Raw genomic sequence first — 26,422 nt, 5'->3', positions numbered from 1 at the left:
TCCATATAAATATAGAACTCAGGTTGCTTAGTTGTGTTTTTTGAATACTGTCTACTTGACAGGGGTCACTTCATTTTACAGTGTCTTTTTTATTTATATTCTATTCGTAAGGATTCTCTCTTTTACACACAAAATCTATTACATGACAAAGGAGACCATCAAATGGAACATCCTGTTGCAAGAGAACTACGTTTCATACGTATATGCCTCATCATCTTGATCATTGTCATCGCGTTTTGGGATCGTGAGAAAACTGTGGAAATCACTGACCATGGTAGTGATCCTACCTTAAACATTAGCAATATGACCCAAGTTGGTGATAATACATTTGCCTATAAAGACGAGTCGAATCAAATTAAAATATTTAAGTTTGACCCGGATACAAATGAAATAAAATTAATAAAAGAATTTTATGCTAACGAATATTAATTACATAAAGTGAAACTTTAATCAGTGGGGGTTTTCTTCATCCCCCACTGATTATTAGCCCTCACCAATCGGACTTTTATGGGCAGTTGATCCCCCACCTAAATTCTTTGCTTTCGCTGAATTTTGAGGTGGGGGTCTTACTGCCCATTAAAGCGGGATAAAGGCACCTTAAGATGTCTTTTTTATTTTCAAAAGGACCTGCTCACGTTTATGCGTCAAAACATAAAGTAAATAGAATCCGTTAAAAAACACGAGTGACCCTTTGTTTTCCCCTCTTATTAAAGGAGGAACTATTATGGGATTTGGTGGTAGTTGCGGCGGAAGCTGCGGTTTTTCTGGAGGATTTGCACTATTAGTTGTATTGTTTATTTTATTAATCATCGTTGGAGCTTCTTGTTTCTGCTAAACAAACTATCGGAAAAGACACTCTTATATGGGTGTCTTTTCTTTGTAAACTAAAAAGTATGAGAATAAAAACCTTTGGTCATCATTACGACTAAAGGCCTTTTCTATATAAAAAATGAAACATAGTAAAAATGAAATACTTACTCAAATTGTTTTTCACCTTATAAATTATATCCAAAAAGTTGGATAGCTTCTTTTACTACTCATATTATTAATGAATAAAGCAAAAGCTACAATAACAAGAGAACCAACTAGAACTGGTGTTACTAAATAACTCCAACTGTATGCTCCTAAAATAACGACAATTGGATCAGCCCCTGCCGGAGGATGCGTTGTTCTTGTTAACATCATAATAGCAATCGACATCCCCACTGCTAAAGCAATTGTCCAATATTCATTCCCAAACAAATGATATATTGATAGACCAATGAAAGTTGAAATCAAATGTCCTCCAATAATATTACGTGGCTGAGATAACGGTGCATTCCAAACTCCAAACGCTAATACACAACTCGCCCCAAATGGAGCCATTAACAATTCTGTAGACGTTATACTCGTTAAATATGTTAAGGTGAGAATCGTTAAAAATCCCCCCAATAGTCCTGTTAAAGAGTCCTTTATATTTACTTGTAATGGACTTCTTCCTTTCCCTTTCATTTTTGCAAAATATCGTACACTTATTGGTTGAGCCTCTTTCTGCTTAGCTGCTGTTATATTACTCATCATTCTCCTCCTTTATTTACCAATAATTATATTCCGAACAAACTAACCAGTCAATATTAATTTTATAGGTTAGTTTAAAAATACAGAAAAAAAGAATCAACTGTTATAAGTTGATTCCCTAAACTTCTTCAGATTTTCGAAATTGAAATTTTGCTACCTTTTTTCGATTCCCACATATTTTCATAGAACACCATTTTCGTTTTCCGCTTTTATCTATAAATAATAAAACACAGTCAGGGTTTGAACACCTTTTAAGAGAAATAAGCTTATTTTCTGCTATTAACGTTAAAGCATCAAGCGCAATTAACGATACAAGTACATCCTCAATTTCTCCAACTGGAATAGGTACTAAACTCTGTTCAATAACTTTATATGTAAATGGTGCCTTCTCAATTTGTTTTTCTAAATACGTAATAAAATCATCCGAAATTTCGTGCTGATCGGCAATTGCCTCAAACTGTTTTCTCAGTAATTCTCTTAGCTCTAGTATGCTAGATGTAACTTGATTCATGCGCTCTTGAATTCCTATAAGTGTTTTTTCATTCCAAAAAGGCAGATTAACCTTTATTACATGTAGCCATTCTAATACATCTTCATCTGTTATTAATAAATCATAACGTTGTCCACGCCTAACTAACTCTGTATTCACTAAATCTAATGAGAGATTTCCAGATATAAGCGGGAATTGTTTTCTTTCCTGCATGTACTCATCACCTACTCTTTAAACAATCATATTCCAAATTAATACAGAAGTGCAACTTTTTTATAAACTATAAAGTATGAAGATCAAAGCCTTTAGCCATAATTACGACTAAAGGCTTTTTTGTATATAACTAAAAAGGAGCTGAATGTATGGAACATAATAAGAATGGAATGCTTGCTTTAATTGTTTTGTTTGTGGGACTAGCATTTTTTGTTATCGGTATGGTTTATCATTTATGGGGCACCTTTTAAATCGAAGAAATCTTAATTACTGGATACGAAAATGAAGAAGAACTTTCCTTACGAAAAGAACTCATATGAATTTTTAAAGAGGATGCAAAGATGCATCCTCTTTAATTTATTTTCCGTCCGAAAAATGTAAAAACAAAAACATCTTTTGTCCATTTTCCTTTCCCATACATATAAAATACAAATCCACTAATACTAGTTAGTATAATAAGTACAGCTAAATATATCCAATTTCTGTTATTACCATTCTTTAAGCTATCTATAATTTGCTCCTTAGTATTTCCAATATAAACAAATTCCCCATATCTACTAGGTAATTCTTTTATTACTTTTCCATCTACTGATCCAAGTACAACTACATTTTCTTTATTTTCTACTGCTCTAAATGAATAAAAGCGTTTTTTTCCATCTGCTAACTTTGTAGCATTCGCCTGAATATCATTTATTCTTGTTGAAATTACATTCTGATCATTTAATTCCATAAAGGGAGTTTCCAAAGACACATTTTCTTTATTTATTAATTTTAATTCTTTATTTCCGATATGTATTGGTTCATTATAAAAAGCTGTTACTTGGCCGTTACTCCATAACGAACGATTTGGTGCAGAAGTCTGTGTATAATATGTCGTTTTTTTCTTTTGAATTCGATTCACTACCGCATACCCATCAGCAAGTAGCGTTTCATCTCCTGTTACACGTTCAGAATATATCTCTCCCCTTACAAAATATATACCATTTGCAACCTCTTTTTCACTTGAAATCATCTGTATATCACCGAGTTCATTCCAGACTAAAAAACTATTTAAACTCTTATATCCATAAAAAACACATGCCATTAATAAAATGGTAAACATTGCCCCTATTTTAAATGTTGCCTTTTTATTCATTGCTTGTTATTCCCCCATATATTATGAATACTTTTATCTCAATTATAATTAGCAATATTATTGATGTATATATATTAATCTTTGTTACCTCCAATTTAAGTGAACGTCAAATAACGCTGAACCCACACGCACATTTGGATTTTGCTCTTCCATTTCAGATGATAATTTTTTTAGCCAGTAATATAGCCGATGAACTGTTAAATTTTGTTTTCAGCACCAGGAATCACTTGATAGCCCACTGTTTTTATAGTTCTGAATATACGTTTCCCACTCTTTATTTAATAGGTTTCTTTTCATAAGAAAACCTTTACATGTAGCATGTAAAGAGGAATAATAGACAACTAAAATATATAAAAAATCTTATAATTAATATATATGCATTATTTCATGAAAATCTTTATTATTACATGCTATACTAAAACAGGAGTCGACAATCATTATTTTCTTCTTATTTTTAAAGCAATATGGATATACCTTCTTAACTCATTTTGATTGTACAAGTAAAAGAAGACATCTTACTAGATGTCTTCTTTTCTTATATTTTTATGAATTCCTTTGAGCAGATGCTCTCCAAGCACGAAAAGATGTTGGGTGTCCAGAATGGGCTCTTTGCTTTGCAGCAGCAACAGCTGGTTTTTCTTCAATAGTCGTTGGTTTCTCTTCCACAATCGCTGATTTTTCTTCAAGAGTAGTCACAGCAGTTTGTATTTTTTCCAACTGCTCTTTTAAGGCTTGCTGTTCAATCTTTAAATCCGTAAGTAAACGTAAAATCATTTCAGAATTAGCCATACAGATCCTCCTTCCCCCAATACACAGAATAAAATACAATATGTAAACGACCCAATACCGGTGACAAAATAAGGTTGTCAACTCTTATAAAATCCCAAGTATCTTTTATTTTTCAAAAGGACCTGCTCAAGTTTATCCGTAAAAACATAAAGTAAATTAAATCCATTAATTAATGGTCTTTATGGAAGGAGGAGTTAATATGGGCTATGGCGGTAGTTGTGGTGGAGGCTGTGGTTTCGGCGGCGGATTTGCTTTACTTGTTGTACTCTTTATTTTATTAATCATCGTTGGAGCTAGTTGTTGGGGCGGCGGATTCGGCTGCTAAGGGGAGGCACTCTTGAGAGTGTCTTTTTTTTGTGTGTTTGGATGTACACCCCCTCCCCATCCGTAGTTTACCCGCGCTAAAGAACACACTGTTCTTGTTATCTTCCCCCTCAAAAATCGCACATTTTAAAATTGACATAACACTTCATGCACCATATACTGTTAACAACAGTATACTGTCATTAACAGTATAAATCCTAATTCATTCTAGGAGGTCTATTCATGAAACATACAGGAAGACATACAGGTGCATTTCTTTTGTTATTTTTAGCTGAGGGGGATAACTATGGTGGGCAATTATTGCAAAAGTGCGAAGAAGAACTTCCAGTTAATCCAATCGATAGCGCCATTTTATACCGTACGCTAAAGAAATTAGAAAACGAAGGTGCAATTGAATCTTATGTAAGTACAGATCATCAAGACAAACCGAGAAAGATGTACAAAATTACACCTGCTGGAAAGGAACAACTGGCAGATTTCCAAATGGATATTGAAGAAAAAATGAAGAACTTATCCTTTTTCATAGGCAAATATAAAGACTTAAAGGAATCCAATCATGATTAACGGCGTAATTCTTTACACGTTAGCCATTATTCTTACGGGTATTTCTTTTATGAAGGACCGCAAGAAAACGAAAGATGCTCTAATGAAATCGTGGAAAATGTTTCGCAACCTTCTCCCTGCGATGCTCTCCATCCTGCTTTTCGTTGGCTTATCGCTTTCTATATTAACGCCGCCCTTTATTTCTTCTATCATTGGAGAACAGTCCGGATTGTTAGGTATTATGTATTCAGCAATACTCGGCTCCGTTGCACTTATTCCAAGCTTTGTCGTGTTTCCTCTTGGAAATACATTAGTCCAACACGGCGCAGGCCTACCTCAAGTTGCCGCACTTATGTCTACACTCATGTCAGTAGGACTTACAACTTTACCGATGGAACAAAAGATATTTGGGCGAAGCTTTGCTTACGCACGTAATACAGCTGCTTTGCTCATGTCTCTTCTATTCTCCTATATCATTTGGATGGTGATGGTATGAAAGAACTAAAAAGATATCGCTTCTTTTTCGTCTTACTACTCGGGCTCTTTCTATTAACTTTTATAAATCAATCTTTAGGATGGAGTGCATTACAACTAACAGGGAATAGCATTTTAGATATGCTGTTTCTCCTCCCCCCTGTCTTACTATTTGTAGGGCTACTTGATCAATGGGTGAAAAAAGAAACGCTCATGAAATATATGGGGGAAAAATCAGGTATGTACGGAATCTTGTTTTCTCTATTATTAGGAGGCATTGCAGCTGGTCCCCTCTACGTCGCCTTTCCAATCGCAGCACTACTATTAAAAAAAGGCGCAAGCATTCGGTACATCGTATTTTTCTTAGGCGTTTGGACAACTGCGAAATTGCCAATTCTCGTGTATGAATTTTCTTCATTTGGAACTACTTTTACACTCATTCATATTGGTTTCGGGCTAGTATTCTTTTATGTAATGGGGCTTCTTTTTGAGAGGTTTTATGATCAGGGGCAGTTGCTACGGTATGATGTTACGGAGGAAATGTAAGATTTTTAAAAAATCTTACATTTCTTGATTTTCCCTATTGTATTTTCGAATATTTGAATGTAAAATATTTCAATGTAATACATAATATTGGGAAAAGGGAGAAAATCATGAAAAAATTATTAGTTTCAGCAACAGCGTTCACACTTTTAACTGTGGGGTACAGTTCTTCTGCATTTGCAGCCAAAAATCCAAACGACAAAAATTGTGGTCACTTCAAAAACAAGCAAGAAGTTATGGAGTTCTGGCACAGCAATGGATATAGCGCAACTAACGACCCTCACGATCTAGACCGTGACAACGATGGTTTACCTTGTGAAGTTAAAAAAGGGGATTATGACCAATTTATAGCTAGTAAACAAACTGATAAAAAAGATGAAAACAAACCACAAGAACAAACTAAGCAAGAACCTGCTAAACAAGAAAACACTAAACAAGAAAACACTAAACAAGAGAATACTAAGCAGGAGCCTGCTAAGCAAGAACATACTAAACCTCAAACAACTGTAAAAGAAACAAAGAAAGACACAAATACAGCTGTGAAAAAAGATGATAAAAAACAAGGCGAAAAATTGCCAAATACAGCATCAAACGGTGTTACAATGATGTTAGCAAGCTTAGGTTTAGCTGCAGTTGGATCTGTATTAATGTTCCGTCGTAAAAAAACAAACGCATAAAATAATTCCTTTACAGGACAGGGTTCCCCTGTCCTTTTAAAATGGAGTGATATAAATGAAAATAAACCAATGGATCGGCTTATGTTTATTTATCGTTGGAATTTCGATCTTTTCTTATTGTTTTATAGAATGGTATGGTGCTAGAAGCTCAGCAGAATCTTTAGCCTCTAGTGAAATAAAAAAATACGAAACGCAAACACCCATCACAACACCTCCTGAAGACAATAACGATACAATAGAAACTCCGCAAAACCATGAAGAAATTGTGCAAATTCCGTCTTCAGAAGTAAATCATCAATTAGGGCAAAAAATAGCCTACTTAATCATTCCTAAAATCCAAAAGAAATATTCCATATATTGGGGCGCTGATGATAAAGTACTAAAAAAGGGTGTTGGTATGTTTGTTAGCGAATTAACGACTACACCATCTGGAAATGGTCACACAGTTTTAAGTGGCCATCGAGATACTGTATTTACCGAACTAGGTCAACTAAAGGAAAATGACCAACTAATTGTAGAATATGAGAATAAAACATACACATACAGCATTAACCAACATTGGATAACAAACGCAGAAGATCGAACTGTCATTGTAGAAAAAGAGGAACCAACATTAACATTAACAACGTGTTACCCTTTCAACTACATTGGTGACGCCCCAGATCGTTATATTATTGAAGCGTCTTTACTTTCTACTACTTAAAAGGAGATGTCCCAAGAGTCATTTTTTGACTATGTGACACCTCCTTTTTATTTTAGAAACATTACCGTAACTTTAATTTGATACAGTATAATAAATGTATAAAATTCCACATACTTGTTTTGTAATATTTTTTGGAGGTGATTATTTTGAGTAAAAACGTAAATCTACTTCTTCAAATAGTAATTGGAATTATCATTATGATCGCACCTATTATCATCACAGGATTAATGTATGATGGATCGACAGCTATGGGCAACTTATTCGTTGCCGAGTTTATTATGAGAACACTTTCCCTCATTATTGGACTTTTAGTTATTAGTAAGGCTTTACATCGTTATTCTCAATAGATCTTTATACTAAAAAACAGACAATACATATACCACATTTCCCTCCGCTGTTTGAACTATTATTACGAAAGAAATATAAAAAGACATCTTTAATCGTAAAGATGTCTTTTTATATAAACCTTAATTTTCGTTCTGTAAAACCCCTGCTACCTTTACTCCCTTTTTCTCTTCTTTTAAGAACAATGATACGATAAATGCAACAACAATAAAGATTAATCCAAGTGTAAATGCACCTTGGAATCCTGAAGTTAAACCATTTAACTTCTCTACTGGGTCCATTGGATTTGCGGAACTTTCCATATACTGAGTTGTTCCTGAAGACATTTTCGAAATAAAGATAGCCGTACCAATTGCGCCAGCTACTTGTTGCAACGTACTAAATAGTGCTGTTCCGTGCGGATATAAATCTGGTGTTAATTGATTTAAACCGTATGTTTGTGCTGTCATGACAAACATGAGTCCAACCATTAATACGCTATGCATAACAATAATCTGTACCATTGATGTATCAGGAGTAATCCCTTTAAATAAAAACATTGCTATCCCTACTAACACAATGCCTGGAACGATAATAACTTTCGGACTAAATTTATCAAATAGTTTACCTGCGATTGGTCCCATTATGGCGCTAATAATACTTCCCGGAAGCATGATGATTCCTGATTTAAAAGCTGTAACGAGTAAAACTGTTTGCAGGAACATCGGTAATAAAGTCATCGTTGAAAATAACGACATCATCACAATGACGATTAATCCAACTGATATTGTAAACATCGGGACTTTAAATGCTCGTAATTGTAAAATTGGATTCTCAATTTTCAATTGTCGAACGACAAAAATACATAATGAGATAAGCCCAACAATTAAAGTGCCATACACTTTCGCATCGGACCATCCTAAATCACCTGATGCACTAAAGCTATACACAAACCCGCCAAATCCTAATGTTGATAAAAGGATAGATGGATAATCTACTTTTGGCCTTGTTAACTCTGAAACATTTTGAATGTACTTCATCCCAATCATAATTGAAATGATCACGATAGGAATAACGATATAGAATAACCAGCGCCAATTTAATGAATCAACAATTACTCCAGATAATGTAGGACCAATTGCTGGAGCTGCCATCATCACAAGTGCGATTAATCCCATTGTGGCACCACGTTTTTCAGGTGGACAAATGATTAAAATCGTATTCATTAATAACGGTGTAATTAACCCCGTCGCTACAGCTTGGACGATACGGCCGACTAATAAAACGGAAAATGTCGGTGCGAATCCCGCAATTAATGTACCTACTAAAAACGTTACCATAGCGATTAAAAACATTTTTCTCGTTGTGAGCCATTGCTGAAGTAACGCTGTAATCGGGACTAAAACACCAACCACTAACATGTATGCTGTAGAAAGCCATTGAATCGTTGAAGCTGTTACACCAAATTCTTTCATTAATACGGTTAACGCATTACCAAGTAATGTTTCGTTTAATAATGCAACCATTGCCCCTAAAAGTAATGCAATTAAAATGGGGGTATGTTTCATATTAGAAGTATCAACTTTGCCACTTGTAGGGCTCTTTGTTGTCATATTCATTTACAGATTCTCCTCCTGTTTCTTACTAAAAAAATTTAAATACACCGGAACACATGTAATATAATATACATATGTAGATTAAAAAGGGAGAATCAATTTTCAGCCATTGTATATTTAATCTACAAAAAAGGAGAATTGTAGATGAATGATAATGAAAAACAACTTGATTTACGTATTAGACGTACACATAAATTATTGTGGGATTCCTTATTTGAATTAATGACGCAATCAAAACAGAAATATAGTTCCATCACGATTAACCAAATTTGTGACCTTGCGATGGTACACCGAACAACCTTTTATAAACATTTTGAAGATAAAGATGCTTTATTAGCATTTGGATTTAAACGATACAGCAAGATAATTGCTGAAATACCGGTTTCAGATCGATTAAGCAAACCATTTCAAGTAATGGAACAATTTCTACATCATGAAGAAATCGGTAAAATATTAGAGACGCAAATGTCTGATGAACAATTTATTAGCCGTACACAGTATTTAAGTCACGAAACGAGAAAACAAGAAATAGAAGCGTTAAATCAACTACGCAAAAATCATACGATGCCAAATGATTTAATCATTGAATTTTATTCAGGGGCAATCACCTCATTAAGCGCATGGTGGTTTAAAAATGAAAGAAGCGTTTCTGCGGCTGAAATGGATAAGTATCTCCACCAACTTATTAACCGGGATATTTTTCAGTTTGAAAAGGAATAAGACTACACCTTTTCAATCATGCAATCAAATTGACCACAAAATAGGAATATGATATATTTTCCGTAGAATACTATATAAGTATGACATCAAATAAAATGGCATATAATAAAAAGAAGAGATGCGCTAACATCTCTTCCCTAACTGCTACCATATAGGGTGGTGGTTATTATACGTTATTATTTTTTGCGAAACCCACCCTTTTGCTTCCTACGGCGCGGAGTGGGTTTTTTGTTGTCCTTATCCAAAAGTTGCTTCCGCAAAAAATACGCTGAAACTTCGCGCACAGTCGCTTTCAGAAACTCTTTTACAAGATCAATCAAAAACTCCATATTATCACCTCCTTTCCTTCCAAATGGAAAGAAGGGATAACCACCCACCCTCACAATATGCAGTTACATATATTTTATCAAATGATTGTAAAGATATTATGTAAACAAAACAAATGAAATTTTACATAGAAAAATATGAGTTTATATTATTTTCATTCTCTTCACTTAGATTTTCCTTTTTAATGAGACTCTTTTAGATGCTATCTTCAAATAAGGTAGCATCTAAAAATGTTAAAAGGAATTTCCCCCTAGTGTCTTCTTATATTTTATGTAGCCTGCATAGTTAACCTTTTCTACATTACTTACTGCACATAGTCATACAGATTTTTCGCTAACAATAAACAAGTTACTGTAATGAAGAGAGCGCGAACATACCCGCTTCCTTTTTTTATAGCAAATTTAGAGCCAACGACTCCTCCAGCAATTTGAGCAATCCCCATTATAAAACCATAAGCATAGTTTACTTGCCCTACACACATAAACATCAACAATGCCCCAACATTACTTCCTAAATTAAGAAGCTTCGCATTACCTGCTGCTTTTAAAAAATCATACCCGATAAATAAAAGAGAAAACATTAAAAATGAACCTGTGCCAGGACCTAGAAATCCATCATAAAAACCAATAGTAAAAACAAAAAAAGTAAAAATAATGACGTGTCGACCAGACAATTTCTTATGAGTGGAAATACTACCCCAATCCTTTTTGAATATCGTATAAATAGCAACCGCACCAAGCATAATCAGCATCAATGGCTTCAGTACTTCTGGATTCATTAAATGAACGGTCCATGCCCCTATTATGGAACCTATGAAAGTGAGTGGAACTAATTTAAACGCCGATTTCAAATCAAGATTACCAGAACGATAAAACACAATATTACTAGTTGCACACCCCATTGTCGACGCTAGTTTATTCGTAGCTACTGCACTTGCTGGATTCAGTCCTGTAAATAATAAAGCGGGTAAGGCGATCAGTCCACCACCTCCTACAACTGAATCAATAAATGCAGCTAAAAATCCAAAAGCAATCAAAATAATTAATACTGATGGGTCTAAATAAAAGTCCATACTATTAACCTCCCCTTTAGTCACTATCAGAATAGTAACTAATAATTTGCTAAATGTAAACAGTTATTGTAACGTTGAAATATAAAGTGAAACTTTAATCAGTGGGGGGTTTTGTTCATCCCCCACTGATTATTAGTTGAACCAATCGGGCTTTTACGGGCAGTTGATCCCCCACCTAACTTCTTTGCTTCCGCTGAATTTTGAGGTGGGGGTCTTACTGCCCGTTAAAGCGGGATAAAAGCAAACATCGGAGGACGAAAAAAGTGGACTACATAGTGCAACAGCTTAAAAAAATGGGTTTTAATGAATATGAAGCTAAATCTTATGTATCTCTTGTTAAACAGGGGGCTGTCACAGCCTATCAAGTGAGTAAGGATTCAGGTGTCCCAAGAGCGCGAATTTATGAGATTTTAGGTAACCTTGTAGAAAAAGGAATTGTCATGAAAGAAGAAATAAATGATACCACTCGCTATTCACCCCTACCGGTTGAAGTCTTTTTACAGAAGGCTCAATCAGAATGGCAGTCCACTTATGAAGGAATCAGTGATTCATTAAAAAAACTAGAAACTTCCGAGGAAAAAACGGATAATCGAGTGATTACGTTAAAAGACAATAAAACAATCATTAGCTATTGTCAGGCATTAATAAAAAAAGCAGAACAACGTATTGTCATTTCAATGTGGGATGAGATGTATGAAGCGTTAAAAGAGGATCTATCTCAGGTAGCTGATAAAGTTACAGTGCAAGGCATTACCCTACATGTTGAAAATCCAATTAAAAATCTAGAAGCCCATCGCATAACACCTTATACAGAAACCTTGTCTACAGAACATTGGTTTATTTTATCCATAGATTCTAAAGAGATGATTTATGGACCATCACTTGAAGAGCGTAATATTGCTTTTTATACAGATGACCCCGTTCATATATACCTATTAGAAGATTATATATGGCATGATGTTTTAGTGAATCGACTTGTCCGACGTAGCCAAGACGATTTGGAGCAATGGATTACTACAGAGAGAAAATCCTTCTTTATGGGGAAATAAGAAACATATTCAAAGAATCAAAAAATAAAGCATAAGTTAATGAAATGGAACACTTATGCTTTATTTTATTTGCAAAATAATACTCCAGTCTTTTCACTATTTCCCCTCCACAAACCGCCCAAACTCCTTCAAAAATCTTAGGCTAAAACTACCCACAGGTCCATTCCGATGCTTCGCCACATGAATCTCCGTCATCTCTTTCTGCTTCGTTTCCTTATCGTAATAATCCTCTCGATACATAAGCATAATGACATCCGCATCTTGCTCAATTTGTCCTGTCTCTCTTAAATCAGATAAAAGAGGACGCTTATCTTGCCGCGACTCTACGGAACGAGACAATTGCGACAACGCCACTACACAAACATTTAATTCACGTGCTAATTGCTTAAGCTTACGCGAAATTTCACTAATCTCTTGAAATCGATTACCCTTATGCTTCGGATCGCCCGTAATAAGCTGCAAGTAATCTACAATGACTAAAACCTTCTTCTCACCGTGCTTCCTCTTTAACTTACGAGTTTGCATCCAAATATCTTGCACCGTAACACCTGCATTATCGTAAATCTCAAGCGGTAATTCCCCAATCTCCGCAAACGCCTTACTCACCTTTTCCCAGTCCTCTATCGCAAAACGATGCTTCGGATTTTTCAGCCTACCTCCTGACACTTCACCTACACAAGACGCCATCCTTTTCAACAGTTGCTTACTACTCATCTCTAACGAAAACAATCCAACCGCTGCTCCAGACTTCGCCGCATGCAGTCCAACATTTAGCGCAAACGCAGTCTTCCCCATAGAAGGACGCGCACCAAGAACGACAAAATCACCTTCCTGCAATCCGCACGTCATTTTATTTAGCGATGTATAACCAGTCTCAATACCAGTAATCTCTTTCGCATCTTGATGAAGCTCTTCATATAAATCAACTAGCGCATCCTTCAAATCGAACTCACATACACAGTCCTTTTCCTCTAACTCACAAAGTGCCGTAATCGTCTCACCAATAATTTTCTCATTCTTCTCCGCAATAAGACGCTCTCCCATCTTGTGCCCGAGAACACCCGCCTGATACATTTTCCAGGCACCTCGAACAAGCCCCTCATAATAAGAGAAATTGGCAGTTGTAGGCACACCATCCATTAACCCTATAAAATACTCCATTCCCCCGATCCCCTCTAAAAACTTCGGATCTACCCTAGAAATGAACGTCACAAGATCAATCGGTTGCCCCTCTTCTTCCATTTTTCGCATTAACTGAAATATAGACTTGTGCACCGACAGCGAAAAGTACTGCTCCGTCAAACGGCACTCCTTAATAAGCTCTCCATCAAGTAATAGAGAACCTAACACCGTCTTTTCCGCCTCCACATTTTGAATACTCATGGCCGCCACCCGCGCTCCGCTAAAAAGCGCTGCAACTCTTCCTCAGACGGCGCATTCTTCTCCCACTCCTCACACCTCGCCAAAAACTCCTCCGTCTCCCCCGTACTAACAGACGACTCCTTCTTCCGAAACTGAGTCGTATCCGCCTCAACCTCAGACACTTTCGTAAATCCTTTCCCGTGCCACCCTCTCAAAATCCCCTTCACATAAGCAACCGTCCGCTTATTATTCTCAAACGCAATTTGAAGAGCCTTCAGCACAAGCTCCTCTGACAAATCTTCCATCCACGCACTCAATTCCTCCACCGTATGCGGAGACAAACTACCAAAATGTTGCTCATAAAAAGAAAACACGCGACTTCCCGTTTCTTCCTCTATAACCTCTTCTTCCGCCTCTGTCTCCTCACAAACTGGCTCAACATCATCCACAGCCAAATCACTCGGCATACCGAAATGCGCTAAAAGCATCGGAACATTCAGCTCCTCCTCTACGCACTTCTGAAGAAACATATGTACAAACTCCTTATTCTTCACACCCTTCAGCTCACGAAGCACACACTTCTCCACATTCGTATTCGTCACCGGATTATAACGAAGCCAATTTAAAACGAATAACTCTCGCGTCTCCGCATCATAAAGAATCTTCCCATAATCAATGAAGCGCTGCACAAGCTTATCAACAGTCTCCCGATTATAACCCGTCTCCATCTCAGCTAACCGCTTCGGAAATGGAAAAATCCCACACTGCGTCGTCTTCGAACAAGTTAACAAATACACATAAAAATACCGCTCCTCCGGCGTCAAATCCAAAACAAAATCATCCTGCCAAAAATTCACCTGCACAGTACGATACACCGCCATCCTAATTCCTCCCGTCTCCGTTCAAAAATGAAAACCTCTTCATAATATATATGGGAGGATGGCCGGGTTTTTGGCGTGTTATTTCAAAATTTTTTTTCGACTCCTACTACGGTGTTTGTTGGTGTTTTTGTTTTGTTGTGTTTTTTCTTAGTGATTTATTACTTGGTAGGGGCTTGTAAGGGGCTTATGAGGGGCTAGTTATCAGTTACTTCGATTAGAAAGACTCGATCTGAGAAGCCACCTCGTTCTTTTGCTTTCTTTTTTCGGATGTTGTTGATTTCTTCTAGTGTTGAGCCTTCGTGTTCGGCTAGGGCGTTTATTAGTTCTAGGAGGTCGGATAGTTCTTCGAGTTTGTGGGGTTTTGTTTTTGCTTCGATGTATTCTGTTAGTTCTTCTTGTGTTTTCTTGCAGAGTTCCTCTATGTATTCACCTTCGTTTAGGATTCTTGTTGTGGGTGTTTTTCCGTTGGATTTTATTATTTGTGGGATTTTGTTTCTGATTAGTTTGTTGTAGGTTGGCATGGGATTTCCCTCCGTTTGGTTTTCTTCTATCAATTATTTTGTTATCCGTTCAGAATAATGCTACCTATAATTTTTGCAAATGATTAATTAAGTGAGAAAACATTATTCTACTAACGAGGCACGTACATGAATAATTTTATGATAAAATATATCTATGATAATCGATATTATCTAACTATACAAAAAATATAATTAACTATTTTTAGGAGTGTTAAGATGGTGCAAAGTATTGCAAAAGATTCTTTCGCAAAGGAAGAAGTACAGAATTATGAAGACGCTTTAAATTCACTTAAATATTTCCTTCTTGAAGATAATGCTGAAATAAAAGTAGAGCAGATAGACACAGTTTATGAATTTTTAAGCCATAGCACAAATACAAAAAGACAAGACAAACAATTATTTGCACATTATTTACAAGACATACCGCCAGAAGAAGTAAAAAAGATGAAAATGGTATTAAAAAAATTAAAGAAAGGCATTAAAGAAGATACACAGGGTCCTGTTGAAGAAAGCAAGAAAAAATTAATTGAATATGGCGTACTTAATTTTTGTTCCGCATTTCTAACAAAGCCTTTGCTTCATGAAGAAAAAGAAATGATAGAAAATAATCTCAAAGATTCAAAGATGAAAACCACTATTAATCAAACACATCTTCACAATAAGGAGCCTAAAAGCTATGACGAATGGTTATCAACCGAGGCAGCACAAGTTGTCACAGAATTAAGGACAGCCGAGGAAAACAATGAATTATCAGCACTTCACGTAAACAAATTTATCAAACTGTTCAAGAAATACTCGCAAGGAAGACTATTATTTCGTATCAATGGCTATATACAAACAGAAGAAACAGTTCGTATATATGGAACTCCTATGGAATGGACCAACGAAGGCATTGTCCCTCTAAATCACCCATGGAAAATTGAAGAATGGTCGATTTCAAGAAATAATATTAAAGCACACAGAGTTGCACATTTAAAACAGAATGATCTCGTATTAGTAAATTTTAGCGGTACACAAAATACTCATTTTTTAGCTTCTTTACTATTCATCGACTTTACAACAGCTGAAGTTGTGCCACTTTCTCTTGAACAAAGTTTACAAGAAATAGGCGGTACAGCTTTTGTGAAGCAACTAAAAGACAATATGAATGTAAATACATCCGAGGAAATAGAAGCAATTATTATTCAAAGGTTACTAAATGTAAATCAAGAGTTGAAGAATCAATTAGAAAAAGAGCAACGAGAATTCTTACTTCAACAACAAAAACTTTCAGAAGAACAACAAATGTGGAGACGTATATTCTATAAAATTGAACAAACAATAGCATTTGAACAAAAAGAAGAAAAGATTGATGAAGTCCAGATACACCCTTATAATGAAGAAACTTTTTGCAAGCAAGTACAGGCACTTCTTTATCATAATGATGAGGAACAACTAATTTATCAAGAATCTACACTAAAAAGCTTCATTCATGCTCTTCAAGCAAATGTCTTAACCATTTTAACAGGTCCGTCTGGAACAGGAAAATCTAGCATTGTACAAGCATTTGGTCATGCCGTACAAAATGTTGCTGTCCGTATGATTCCAGTTCAATCTAGCTGGACAGATACCCAAGATTTAATTGGATATTTTCATCCAACCGATAAAACTTTTGTACCAACACCATTTATGGAGGCATTAGCTGAAGCATCGAAAAATAGTAATAAGCTATTTTTAATTTGTTTAGATGAAATGAACCTTGCTCATGTCGAATACTATTTCTCCGAGCTACTTAGTGCTCGTGAAGAAAAAAATCCTGCATTACGTCTATATGCTAAACGTCACTACGATATTGCAAAAATCATTTGTGATCAAGGTTGTGAAGATGTAGAGCGTTTACGTAACGCACAAGAATTAATTGAAAACTACCAATCGACATTTAAAATTCCTAGTAATGTTCGTTTTATTGGAACTTTGAACATGGACCATACGGTTAAGCCATTAAGCCCTAAAGTGATTGATCGCAGTTTCATTATTGAGATTAACCATCTGTCTAAAATACAAAAACAAAAAATTATTGATACTATATCAAAAGAAAAATTAACAGGGAAAATCGAGATGGATGCAACTATTTTTTCAACGGTACGGAATGATGAGGAAAGTGTTAAAAAAGCAGTTAATATACTGGAAGATATTTCATCAACTTTAAATAATTATCCCAACGCATCATTAAATAGCCGTGGTTACAAGCATCTTCGCAAAATGTTGCAATTTGCAGATCTTGAAGAAACCTCAATTACTTTATATATCGATTCATTAATTTCAGGGAAAATACTACCTAGAATCGATATCCCAAAAGTTGATTTGGACTTGATTACACAGACATTCGTAGAAAAATTATCAAACTATCCAGTATCATCTCAAAAGTTCGAAAAAATGTTAGCAACAAATCGAATGGTTAAGTTTTGGTGATCCATATGAAAATTATACATATAGTTTTAAAAGATAGTGAGATACAAGCATACGATGAACTTACTAAATCAGAAGGTATCTTTCTAGCCAATGAATATACAAAAAAAGATAAAATGACTGCTCAAATTGGCGTCATTGAGCCGGCCGCAAGTAAAGTTTTGATTGAACAATTTAAGCAACCTGTCGCTACTTTAACAAAGGACACCAAAACGAATATTTGGTACCACAAGCCATCGAAATGGTTAGCTGATGGTTTTGAACAATCAACAGATAGTATTTTTGGCATTAACGCTGGTGGTAGTTTTGATATTGTAGCATATGATGTGGACAATCTTGAACTAGCTCGAGCACAAGTAATTATTACACCTGGCACTATATCAATTAAAGAATATGCATTTATGCAACAGGAAGTACGACGTTTATTCGAGCTATTTTCCTATGATTTAGCGAGAGAAAGCATAGACAACAAAAATATCTTAAAACAAACACAAACAAAACTTTTTAATGTTTATAAAATGGAGGAAATACTGAACGAATTTAGTGATTGGTTTCTACAATTAGTGCAACAACCTGCTGAACAACTTATACATACTACAAAAAAAGTTGCGCTAATACAATTGAAAAAATGGACACCAAAAGTTATTTTAGAGCAAACGCTTCGACCTGATCATAAAGTAAGAGCGAATGTTATTGAAAAATCAACAGCAATCGTGGAGCATGGAATGCTCCGCTTGATGCTTGAACAGATAAAACAACGTATAGATTGCGAATCACAGGCAGAAGAAATTTTAATAAATGAATTGACAGATGAAATTGTACAGCTATCACAAATAATTAAAGATAAAACAAATCAATTGCAAGAAGCAATTTTAGCACTACAACAAGTTGTAAAACAAGATTTAATAACACTAAAAGCACGAAAATCTATCTGGTTCCAATTAAATTCTAATGTACAAAAATGGCTAGATGAACCACTAATGGACGTATCACCAGTAGAAATAGAAGAAACTCATGTTTTTTCTATGAACCCTGTTTATAGCGCTGTTTATGATTCCTATTTAAAGTTTAATGAATTACAGCCTAAACTGTTTGAAGCCATCCGTCCTTTTATTCAGTCAATTTTAAAATCACCAACATTATATGAAATTTGGATTTTTTTGAAAATTACCCAACAACTGCACCAATGGGGCGTTAATACTGATGGCTTAGTGACCGAGATTTATAAGAATCACGAACAGCATAAAGAATTCAAGCAGTTCAGAAAGCTTTTTAAACTACCTAATAATCCATTTGATATTGCACTTTATTATAATTATTCCTTCGGGAACGAAAAGAAAATATGTCCAGATTTCATCATAGCTTTCTACATCAAACAAACCAGAGAATGGTTTTTCCATACACTGGATGCAAAATATAAATGTTACAGTATCAATAAACGCAGTGAACGGTTATTAGAAAAAGATTTAAAAAATTCTGCTCAACGCTATTTAAATGTAATTAATGAATTAGCTCAAGATAACATTACAGCTCAAACAGCCACACTCATCCATACAGATGTACAGGCATTAAATTGGAATTTGCAAGAGGCAAATATTAACCCTACTAAAGCTATTCATCAATATGCACATTTTCACTTTACACCTAACAATACAAAAAATTTAAACATTTATTTCAAAAGAATTTTGCATGAAGCATCACATATAGCAAATTGTTGTCCAACATGCGGCAGAGAGACGCAAGGTCAAATAAGAAATGAAAGACCAGTTGGTGATAAAAAGAAGTGGAAAACAATTTATATTTGTCAGTTTGATAAAGAGGTGTGGGTGGGGAACTATTGTGGCAGATGCTTCAATAATAGACGTGGATTAATACCATACAACAGGGGCTCTATACAATGGCGAGCACGACCATTGTATAAATATGCTAAAAGTAATTACAATGTACAAGTGGATGAAGATTGGGATGTTCATTGTCCAATTTGCTATAAAAATTTTAATGGTTCTAAATGTATAAAACCATCATTATTAGATGGAAACTCTAAGTAATTGCTTCCCGCAAATTATCGTCTTCTATGAACATCCTGGCCAAATCATATCGCAGTGTGATGATCTCTTGTAAGATGACAGAGTACCGATAATCAATGTCTTCTACATAGCAGTCTTCGAAAATTCGGTTGATATTCTCGAGTTTTTATCACCTTGCTCAACTATAGACAATAGCTGTGATGCTTTCTTATAGTTGAGCAATCTGTTTTTGTAACTAATAATTTAAGCTGATGGAATAGCCAACATTAAACTATCTGAACACTAATTCTCATTTTCTATTAAACTAATTAACACTTCATAGATAAAGCACTCATACTAGTGTTATCCGTTCAACTACTACCTCTTTCGAAAATAAATCCTTTGCTTACTAACCAACAAATAAAAGCACCTTGCGACATCTCACTTATTTGGTCTCTTATTCATTACTTAACCCACTTGCTATTCCCCAACATTTAACACCCCTAAAACCTCCCTAAACAACACCGATCCCCTACCAACAACCAAATCCAAAGAAACCTCTTTAACTAGCCCATCTCTCCCCACCATAACAACCCCACTCTCATAATCAATCCAAATCTGAACATCCTGCACATAATAACTCTTAATCGTCGAAGCCTCATCTAAATTACGATGATCCAGCTCAACCTTAACTTGCTTCGTAAAACGGCGCAGCGTTTTCCAAAGAGTTCGTTCTTCTTTTGATTTCATAAAGAGCTCTGGAAGTTCTTGTACTTCTTTTAATAACGACATGGTTGTTATTGTGTATGTTTGAATGCCATATCCTACTGGACGGATGAGGTGGTCTAGTTTTTTCCACGGCTCTAGTTCGAAATGTACATAGTCATCGTTTTGTTGCATTTGAATGTGTTTAATTTTAGCTACGTATTGGATACCGCCTTTTTCTCCGTGCCATTTTTTCGGTGCATATAATGCTATGTACTTTGCTTCTTGCCATCCTGGTTTTAGTTGTGTGACTGGCAGCTGATATAAGCCTTCTTTCCTATATATTTCATAGTCGACTTCAGTTTTTACGCTACCTACTAATACTTTTTCTTCTAGCGAGGAGTGCCATTCTTCTTTTGTTCCTCTTGGAAGGATCCCTTCTTTTATAATTTCTTCTGGGCTTTTTTCAATGAGATGATCTAGAAATTGTTCGACTAGTCTTGTTGCGTTTGGTAAGAACGGGAATCCACCGATATTTACTTTTTCTATACTTTTATAAAATGGATGGTTCTCGTACGCTTCCTCTTGTTTCCATGGGAATAATACGTACGCTCCGTAAGCTGTCCGCTCAAAAGGTCCATCTTGTTCCACAACTAATGCATCTCTGTAACGGTGCATTGTATTAATGTCTTCTTCCATTGGGCCAGGAGTACCATACTTCTTTTTATAATGAGACCTTTCAGCAAAATCAATTCGGTATTTCGCATCAAAAATGTATTGATATTGATAGTTCTTTCCCTTTTTCTCAATAGCGAGCATCGTATCTGGTTTTTGTGTAACTGTTGGTAGCCTACCGTTTCTTTTCTGGAAATAAAGCTCTATTACTTCATCAGTGACTGGATGTTTGAACGTTCTTTTTGCAGTTTTGCTTTCATCAAGCGTTACGTATAAACCATCTTGTTTAACTTGAATAACGTCTTGATGGAGCGGTATATATTTTTTCGATAGAATTTGTCCGAGTTTTAAATATGTCCAGTATTCGTATAACCTTGCGACATCTTTTACCGACATTTTAAAAATTTGTCCTCGTAATGTTAAACCTCGCGATAGCATTAAGAAAATTTGATACGCATCTCTATAGCCTGCTGCCATTTGGATAACGAGTGAAAAGACTGAGCGATCTAATTTTCCGATTCCTCTCCAAAATGGATCGTTCAATTCATTTTTCATTCGATACTTCATATTTTTTACACGCTCTAGCAAATCTTCATCCGTTACACCACGTGTATATCTAGACTTTGGCTCTAGCGCCTTAAGTAAATCATCTATTTTATGTACGACTCTTTGAATCATCCATTTAACAAATCGATTTTCTAACGTATCATAAGACACTTCCTTATAAGCTGTAATCCCTTTAGTCGGTATATTGTTTTCTCCTTGCAGCAAGTGTGGTCGCTTTCGCAAATAGTTCATTCCGACAGAATCCAATTTACGAATTTTTTCTCCTCGCACTAGTTGATGCCTAGTCATAAGCGTATGATGCGGTTGTCTTTTAATATGAGAGATCGACTTCATAAATCGCTCAAAGGAATCATTTAAAATACGATAAAACTCACTCTTCGATGGATTTGTAGCGTAAATCGCAGATGCTCCTAAGTAAGTTCTCTTTAATAAATGAAATGCTAAATTATAAATTTCATCATTTACTTCATCTAATAAGGCTCTATAATCATCCTTATAATCAAGCTTTGCCGGGAAAACTTCAAATGTAACAGTTAATAAAGTATCTTGATCATCTTTAATTTCAAATCTTGTATTTCCTACTTCATTTGGAAACGAAAGATTCCCCATTAACACATGAAGTGATCCCATTTGAATAGAACTAACTTGTTTTCGAAAACCCGGATGTTCATGATAAAAAGAGAGCTGCCTGTTATTTTTCGGAACAACAACAAGCTGATAACTTCTATTTTCAAAAAAGATTGGCGGGTGTTCGTTCCATTCTTCTAACCTCTGCGATCTCGCATCAAATACAGAAACAGATTCCGTCTTCCCATCTACATGAAAATACATCATTTCATCTGCGTTCATAGCGTGATACTCTTTTAAACTCTCGTATTTTTCATGATAAGGATTTCCTTTAATCGTCAATGATAGCTCCTCTGTTTCAATCTTAACTAGCTCTATCTCATTATTAGATCCAGAAAGAGGTGAAACCATCATACTCGAACCTCCTTAGCATATGAGACAGCTTGTTCGCTGAACGAGGATACTTAGCATATGAAGCATCATTATTGCCGCTATCATATTCTTCATTTGCACATAATACATACAACTGCTTTAATACATCTTCTGTTCTGCCATCGCTCCCTGCAAGACGCGGTAAAATCTTTTGATATATTTGATAATCAAGCGCTTCATCAAATGACAATAACTTTCCTTGTTCGTTGTATGCCATATAGAAACAAATTTCATCTCGTATACGGTATCCAACTTGAGCACCTACTGATTCAAGTATTTTATTTATTTCTATTAAAATGTTCGATATATTTCTCACAAGATCTTCATTTTCTTTAAAACATTCCTTTAGATGAAGATACTCAGTTTCTAAAGAGCGATTTGAAGCAATTTCAGCTTCCTTCTCTTCTACATCCATTAAGAAATTAAAATAACCTAAGTTAACGGTATTAAACTCAATTGTATTCGCACGATCTAATACTTTCTTACTTAACGGATGTGTCGTTTCATCCATATTTACCGTTCCGATAATATATACATTTGATGGAATTGTAATATGCTTATTCGTAATTGATTCTGGAAGTACTGGTGACGTAACAATTTTTCCATCTTTCCACTTACGACTTTCAATTACACTTAAAAAGTCACTAAAGTAGTATTCCACTCGAGCTAAGTTCATCTCATCCAACACTACAAAATACGGCCTATTTGGATTTGCAGCTGCGTTTTCAAGAACGTTAATTAACGGTCTTTCTTGAAACTCCCCTTGAAGGTTCACATAACCAAGTAAATCAGAGCTATCACTCCAATCAGGTCGAACCGGAATAAGCGTAAATTGTCCATTCTCTTCTGTTGCCCCTAAACTCTCCGCAAACCACTGCACAATTTTCGTTTTCCCTGTACCTGAAATACCTGATAAAATTACAAACGGCTTCGTCTTTAATGAAAGGAAAAAGTTAATAAGATCCTTTTTCTCATAAAAGAAACCCTTACTTTGAATATAGGAAGACACATGATCAATAATGGATTGTTGATCTAAATGAACTTCTTTCCTCTCAGAACTTGCTTCATACTTAATACCTTTCTCTTTATAGTTAATGAATCCCTCATAGTAGTGAAGCATTTCTTTTAAATCTTCTACTAACTCAACCTCAACTGGCATTTTGTTCACATCGTATACAATGTAGGCAGCTGTTGAATTTGCATAATCCATCGCTCTTGAACTTGTACCAAGGAAAATATTATCGTCTTTCTTCACCTTTTTAGACATGTATATATGTTGACGAACTTCTTGCTTAATCTTCTCCATTTCTTCGTTAGGCGTATCTTTTACCCCTTGTCCTATAGTTAGATACAATCTTTTCATATCTTCACTAAATAAATAAACGATATAGTATCCCCTCTGAGTCGATTTGGTAATATCCTTATTCATAATAGCAATCCACGGAATAGATGCCCAATTCCCTTGTCCAACCGAGCCAGTAACGATGTACTTACTGTCATTCATAAAAGGTAAACACTTAATTTCTGTCGTTATGTCCTTTCGAACCAATTCAGCCAATTTATGCCCTTTTGCACTCCCCTTTTTTGCATCTAGATAACCGTCCATTACCCTTAAAAATCCTTCACGTAAATTACTGTTCATACTACCGCCCTTTTTCCCATCATCTTTTACATATTGTTCAACAGAAATCCATTCATCATTAACTAGTCCCACTTGTTCAAGCCAATCTAGTAAATTATTCGTACGCCGCCTCGCTACCGATTCAACCATCAAATTATCCCCTAATGAATTCCCGACAATTGTCATTCCCAAATCAACTAGAGCTGCTTTCTTTTCATCCTTTGAATACTTCTCTAACAATCCAAGAACAAATAAAGCATGACGGAAATATTCTTGTTTTAAAACTAACTGTGCCATGTAGTTTTTCTTATCTTCCGATTGAACACATTCGCTTAATAGCAACTGATTCATTTCATGAGATTCATTCAAAAAGCCCAATAATCTTAAATCCTGGCGCGCATTAGATTTCACTCTATATAAATTTTCATCCGTTTGTTCACGTAACGTAATTGGATTATATGTACCATTCATTATCTCTTCTAAAAAGAGCATGACTTTATCGTATTTTTCGCTTGGTAGATTATCGGTTTTGAATTCTTTAAATGTAATAGCTCCCGATTCCTTTACATCCACAAATGGAAGCTGTGAAAAGAAAGCTACCAAGAAAGTATTACATTCACTCGCTTGTCCAAAATCTTCACTCTTTACTGTACGCATAGCGATAAATTTTCTCCAAGCATCCTTAAGAATTTCAAAGCTCACTTTAAAATAAGGTGGTGCTTCCTCTTCATATTGCTCACGTGAAAATTTAGCTTCAACGTATAATCCTTCATCATCTTTATTTATAACCAGATAAGTTTTATCACCATTTATATCTTCAACCTGCTTCGTTAATTTAGCCAATTCAATTATGAGTTGCTCTAGCATTTTCATCCCCACCGTTACAATTAATTACAATTACTACTATTTTACCAAACTATGTATAAAAGAAAAATCATACAATATAATGTATGATTTTCTACTCCATTATTTAAAACGCTTCTGATAATCCTCTTCATTTTTAAATTCAATCGGCCCAACATCCATTCGGGATTTTCCATTCTCATACACTAGTGGTGAAGCTTCTGAATGGTCTTTTAAGTAACTTTTTACATGTGAAATTTTCATTTCATCTAAATTGGTGAAATCAATATGAGCAATATAATCATCTACAATACTTTTTACCACTCTTTCCATTTCAATAAAATCTATATTCTCCTTAGATTTATGATAGGCAATATAATCATCCACAATACTTTTTATTAATCTATCCATTGCAATAAATACGGTCAAAAAAAGAAATACGAAATAATCGTTAAATTGATTAGGAGTATCTATTCCCATCAAAATTTTGAAATCATTATAGCCTTTTCCAAGCGCTATCATCATTAATAAAAAGTAACTAAGGATTCTTCTCATATTTTGTGAGACTAAATCACGATCAGTAAAGTATATAAAGGTTATTAAAGAAATGGGTAATATAATGATCACTATATAGTAAATTTGATATGGCATATGTTTAAAATTGACTGCACCAACAAACAAAACACATATTATTGTGATATGAATCATTAAACTAAGTGTAGTTTTCCCAAATAGGATGTCTAATCTATTTATCAAATAATTATCTTTATTAATTTTTGCTACTATTTTTTTGATAATACTATTAAAAGTACCTATTTCTTTTTCTACGTCCAATTTAATCCGACTAACTATTACAACAAATATTGGATAAGCACATACTACACTTAAAATTGGCCATTGCATTTTTTCTATATCCGCCCCAATAATTACCTGGAAAGCAAAATAGCTTAGGAACATTGTCGCAATGATAACCAACCCTTCAAACACAATCAAAACATTTTTAATTGTTTGTTTTGACTTCCTCATTAATCTTTTTGCGCCTTTTTCCCCAATTTTCTCTAAAAACGGAAGGATCACTTTATTTATCAGAAAGTAAGATATTCCCCCTCCTACTACAATTAAAAATAAATAAAACAAAAACAACTTCATATCCTGCATAATCCTACTCTCCTTTTCTTAATATAATCATTACTACATCTCCATATTAACAATCTTTCCGGTAATTATAACGTCACATA

At 35.0% G+C, this 26,422-nt stretch carries 26 protein-coding genes; 13 read left to right on the top strand and 13 right to left on the bottom strand.

The window, feature by feature from the left end:
• Positions 1-162 precede the first annotated feature (162 nt).
• Together JDS82_RS26345 and JDS82_RS26340 are read left to right on the top strand one after the other, a co-directional pair.
• Positions 163-429 carry a YmzC family protein gene (locus tag JDS82_RS26345; RefSeq protein ID WP_088106921.1) on the top strand — a complete coding sequence of 89 codons (267 nt, stop codon included), beginning with the start codon at positions 163-165 and terminating at the stop codon, positions 427-429.
• 295 nt (positions 430-724) lie between these two features.
• The gene (locus JDS82_RS26340) at positions 725-835 is read left to right on the top strand and encodes a YjcZ family sporulation protein (RefSeq protein WP_000505686.1); all 111 of its coding nucleotides are present in this window, start codon (positions 725-727) and stop codon (positions 833-835) included.
• 167 nt (positions 836-1,002) lie between these two features.
• On the opposite strand, the gene JDS82_RS26335 is transcribed toward JDS82_RS26340, so the two are convergent.
• The 4 genes from JDS82_RS26335 to JDS82_RS26320 form a co-directional block, all read right to left on the bottom strand.
• Positions 1,003-1,557, bottom strand: a complete 555-nt coding sequence (locus JDS82_RS26335; RefSeq protein WP_199714178.1) for an HPP family protein — start codon at positions 1,555-1,557, stop codon at positions 1,003-1,005.
• A 118-nt stretch (positions 1,558-1,675) separates the two neighbouring features.
• The gene (locus JDS82_RS26330; RefSeq protein ID WP_199714177.1) at positions 1,676-2,260 is read right to left on the bottom strand and encodes a CGNR zinc finger domain-containing protein; all 585 of its coding nucleotides are present in this window, start codon (positions 2,258-2,260) and stop codon (positions 1,676-1,678) included.
• Between the two features lie 352 nt (positions 2,261-2,612).
• Positions 2,613-3,395, bottom strand: coding sequence for a hypothetical protein (locus tag JDS82_RS26325; RefSeq protein ID WP_046953913.1), 783 nt, complete (start codon positions 3,393-3,395; stop codon positions 2,613-2,615).
• A 543-nt stretch (positions 3,396-3,938) separates the two neighbouring features.
• Positions 3,939-4,184: a hypothetical protein gene (locus JDS82_RS26320; RefSeq protein WP_046957167.1), complete on the bottom strand. Its 246-nt coding sequence runs from the start codon at positions 4,182-4,184 to the stop codon at positions 3,939-3,941.
• A gap of 199 nt (positions 4,185-4,383) precedes the next feature.
• On the opposite strand from JDS82_RS26320, the gene JDS82_RS26315 reads away from it, so the two are divergent.
• The 7 genes from JDS82_RS26315 (at position 4,384) to JDS82_RS26285 (ending at position 7,795) form a co-directional block, all read left to right on the top strand.
• Positions 4,384-4,509 carry a YjcZ family sporulation protein gene (locus JDS82_RS26315; protein WP_000540377.1) on the top strand — a complete coding sequence of 42 codons (126 nt, stop codon included), beginning with the start codon at positions 4,384-4,386 and terminating at the stop codon, positions 4,507-4,509.
• A gap of 221 nt (positions 4,510-4,730) precedes the next feature.
• The gene (locus tag JDS82_RS26310) at positions 4,731-5,072 is read left to right on the top strand and encodes a PadR family transcriptional regulator (protein ID WP_075310369.1); all 342 of its coding nucleotides are present in this window, start codon (positions 4,731-4,733) and stop codon (positions 5,070-5,072) included.
• Positions 5,065-5,547, top strand: coding sequence for a hypothetical protein (locus JDS82_RS26305; RefSeq protein ID WP_199714176.1), 483 nt, complete (start codon positions 5,065-5,067; stop codon positions 5,545-5,547). The genes JDS82_RS26310 and JDS82_RS26305 overlap by 8 nt, the downstream gene beginning before the upstream one ends.
• Positions 5,544-6,071 carry a permease gene (locus JDS82_RS26300; protein WP_199714175.1) on the top strand — a complete coding sequence of 176 codons (528 nt, stop codon included), beginning with the start codon at positions 5,544-5,546 and terminating at the stop codon, positions 6,069-6,071. Before JDS82_RS26305 ends, JDS82_RS26300 begins: the two co-directional genes overlap by 4 nt.
• Positions 6,072-6,178: 107 nt before the next feature.
• The gene (locus JDS82_RS26295) at positions 6,179-6,745 is read left to right on the top strand and encodes an excalibur calcium-binding domain-containing protein (protein WP_199714174.1); all 567 of its coding nucleotides are present in this window, start codon (positions 6,179-6,181) and stop codon (positions 6,743-6,745) included.
• 55 nt (positions 6,746-6,800) lie between these two features.
• Entirely contained in the window at positions 6,801-7,448 is a 648-nt protein-coding gene (locus JDS82_RS26290; RefSeq protein ID WP_199714173.1) for a class D sortase, read from the top strand.
• Between the two features lie 146 nt (positions 7,449-7,594).
• Positions 7,595-7,795, top strand: coding sequence for a hypothetical protein (locus JDS82_RS26285; RefSeq protein ID WP_077317128.1), 201 nt, complete (start codon positions 7,595-7,597; stop codon positions 7,793-7,795).
• A 120-nt stretch (positions 7,796-7,915) separates the two neighbouring features.
• Here the strand turns inward: JDS82_RS26285 and JDS82_RS26280 are convergent, their stop codons facing one another.
• Positions 7,916-9,391, bottom strand: a complete 1,476-nt coding sequence (locus tag JDS82_RS26280) for an MDR family MFS transporter (protein WP_199714172.1) — start codon at positions 9,389-9,391, stop codon at positions 7,916-7,918.
• Between the two features lie 141 nt (positions 9,392-9,532).
• Here JDS82_RS26280 and JDS82_RS26275 point away from each other — a divergent pair, with 141 nt between their 5' ends.
• Positions 9,533-10,108 (top strand): TetR/AcrR family transcriptional regulator, encoded by a 576-nt coding sequence (locus tag JDS82_RS26275; RefSeq protein ID WP_199714171.1) that lies wholly within the window; start codon positions 9,533-9,535, stop codon positions 10,106-10,108.
• A gap of 176 nt (positions 10,109-10,284) precedes the next feature.
• Here the strand turns inward: JDS82_RS26275 and JDS82_RS26270 are convergent, their stop codons facing one another.
• Together JDS82_RS26270 and JDS82_RS26265 are read right to left on the bottom strand one after the other, a co-directional pair.
• Positions 10,285-10,437: a hypothetical protein gene (locus JDS82_RS26270; RefSeq protein ID WP_176542816.1), complete on the bottom strand. Its 153-nt coding sequence runs from the start codon at positions 10,435-10,437 to the stop codon at positions 10,285-10,287.
• A gap of 302 nt (positions 10,438-10,739) precedes the next feature.
• Positions 10,740-11,507, bottom strand: coding sequence for a TSUP family transporter (locus JDS82_RS26265; RefSeq protein WP_199714170.1), 768 nt, complete (start codon positions 11,505-11,507; stop codon positions 10,740-10,742).
• A gap of 263 nt (positions 11,508-11,770) precedes the next feature.
• Between JDS82_RS26265 and JDS82_RS26260 the strand changes: the two genes are divergently transcribed.
• The gene (locus tag JDS82_RS26260) at positions 11,771-12,556 is read left to right on the top strand and encodes a helix-turn-helix domain-containing protein (protein ID WP_199714169.1); all 786 of its coding nucleotides are present in this window, start codon (positions 11,771-11,773) and stop codon (positions 12,554-12,556) included.
• Positions 12,557-12,652: 96 nt separating this feature from the next.
• Here the strand turns inward: JDS82_RS26260 and dnaB are convergent, their stop codons facing one another.
• The 3 genes from dnaB to JDS82_RS26245 all read right to left on the bottom strand — a co-directional run bounded on the left by dnaB (position 12,653) and on the right by JDS82_RS26245 (position 15,320).
• On the bottom strand, positions 12,653-13,939 hold the full coding sequence (dnaB, locus tag JDS82_RS26255) for a replicative DNA helicase (protein ID WP_199714168.1): 1,287 nt from the start codon (positions 13,937-13,939) through the stop codon (positions 12,653-12,655).
• The gene (locus JDS82_RS26250) at positions 13,936-14,799 is read right to left on the bottom strand and encodes a DnaD domain-containing protein (protein WP_199714167.1); all 864 of its coding nucleotides are present in this window, start codon (positions 14,797-14,799) and stop codon (positions 13,936-13,938) included. The genes dnaB and JDS82_RS26250 overlap by 4 nt, the downstream gene beginning before the upstream one ends.
• 194 nt (positions 14,800-14,993) lie before the next feature.
• Entirely contained in the window at positions 14,994-15,320 is a 327-nt protein-coding gene (locus JDS82_RS26245) for a nucleoside triphosphate pyrophosphohydrolase (RefSeq protein WP_199714166.1), read from the bottom strand.
• Between the two features lie 216 nt (positions 15,321-15,536).
• On the opposite strand from JDS82_RS26245, the gene JDS82_RS26240 reads away from it, so the two are divergent.
• The gene (locus tag JDS82_RS26240; RefSeq protein ID WP_199714165.1) at positions 15,537-17,771 is read left to right on the top strand and encodes an McrB family protein; all 2,235 of its coding nucleotides are present in this window, start codon (positions 15,537-15,539) and stop codon (positions 17,769-17,771) included.
• Between the two features lie 5 nt (positions 17,772-17,776).
• Positions 17,777-19,816, top strand: a complete 2,040-nt coding sequence (locus JDS82_RS26235) for a nuclease domain-containing protein (RefSeq protein WP_199714164.1) — start codon at positions 17,777-17,779, stop codon at positions 19,814-19,816.
• Positions 19,817-20,254: 438 nt separating this feature from the next.
• On the opposite strand, the gene JDS82_RS26230 is transcribed toward JDS82_RS26235, so the two are convergent.
• From JDS82_RS26230 to JDS82_RS26220, 3 genes are all read right to left on the bottom strand, one after another.
• Complete coding sequence (locus JDS82_RS26230; RefSeq protein WP_199714179.1) at positions 20,255-22,699, bottom strand: restriction endonuclease-like protein; 2,445 nt, start codon at positions 22,697-22,699, stop codon at positions 20,255-20,257.
• Entirely contained in the window at positions 22,674-25,208 is a 2,535-nt protein-coding gene (locus JDS82_RS26225) for an McrB family protein (RefSeq protein ID WP_199714163.1), read from the bottom strand. Before JDS82_RS26225 ends, JDS82_RS26230 begins: the two co-directional genes overlap by 26 nt.
• Positions 25,209-25,307: 99 nt before the next feature.
• Positions 25,308-26,342, bottom strand: a complete 1,035-nt coding sequence (locus tag JDS82_RS26220) for a hypothetical protein (protein ID WP_098878442.1) — start codon at positions 26,340-26,342, stop codon at positions 25,308-25,310.
• Positions 26,343-26,422: the final 80 nt, after the last annotated feature.

Source organism: Bacillus cereus group sp. N14 (assembly GCF_016483555.1).
In the GTDB taxonomy this organism is placed as follows: Bacteria; Bacillota; Bacilli; order Bacillales; family Bacillaceae_G; genus Bacillus_A; species Bacillus_A wiedmannii.
This window is presented reverse-complemented; position numbering and strand designations above follow the sequence as displayed.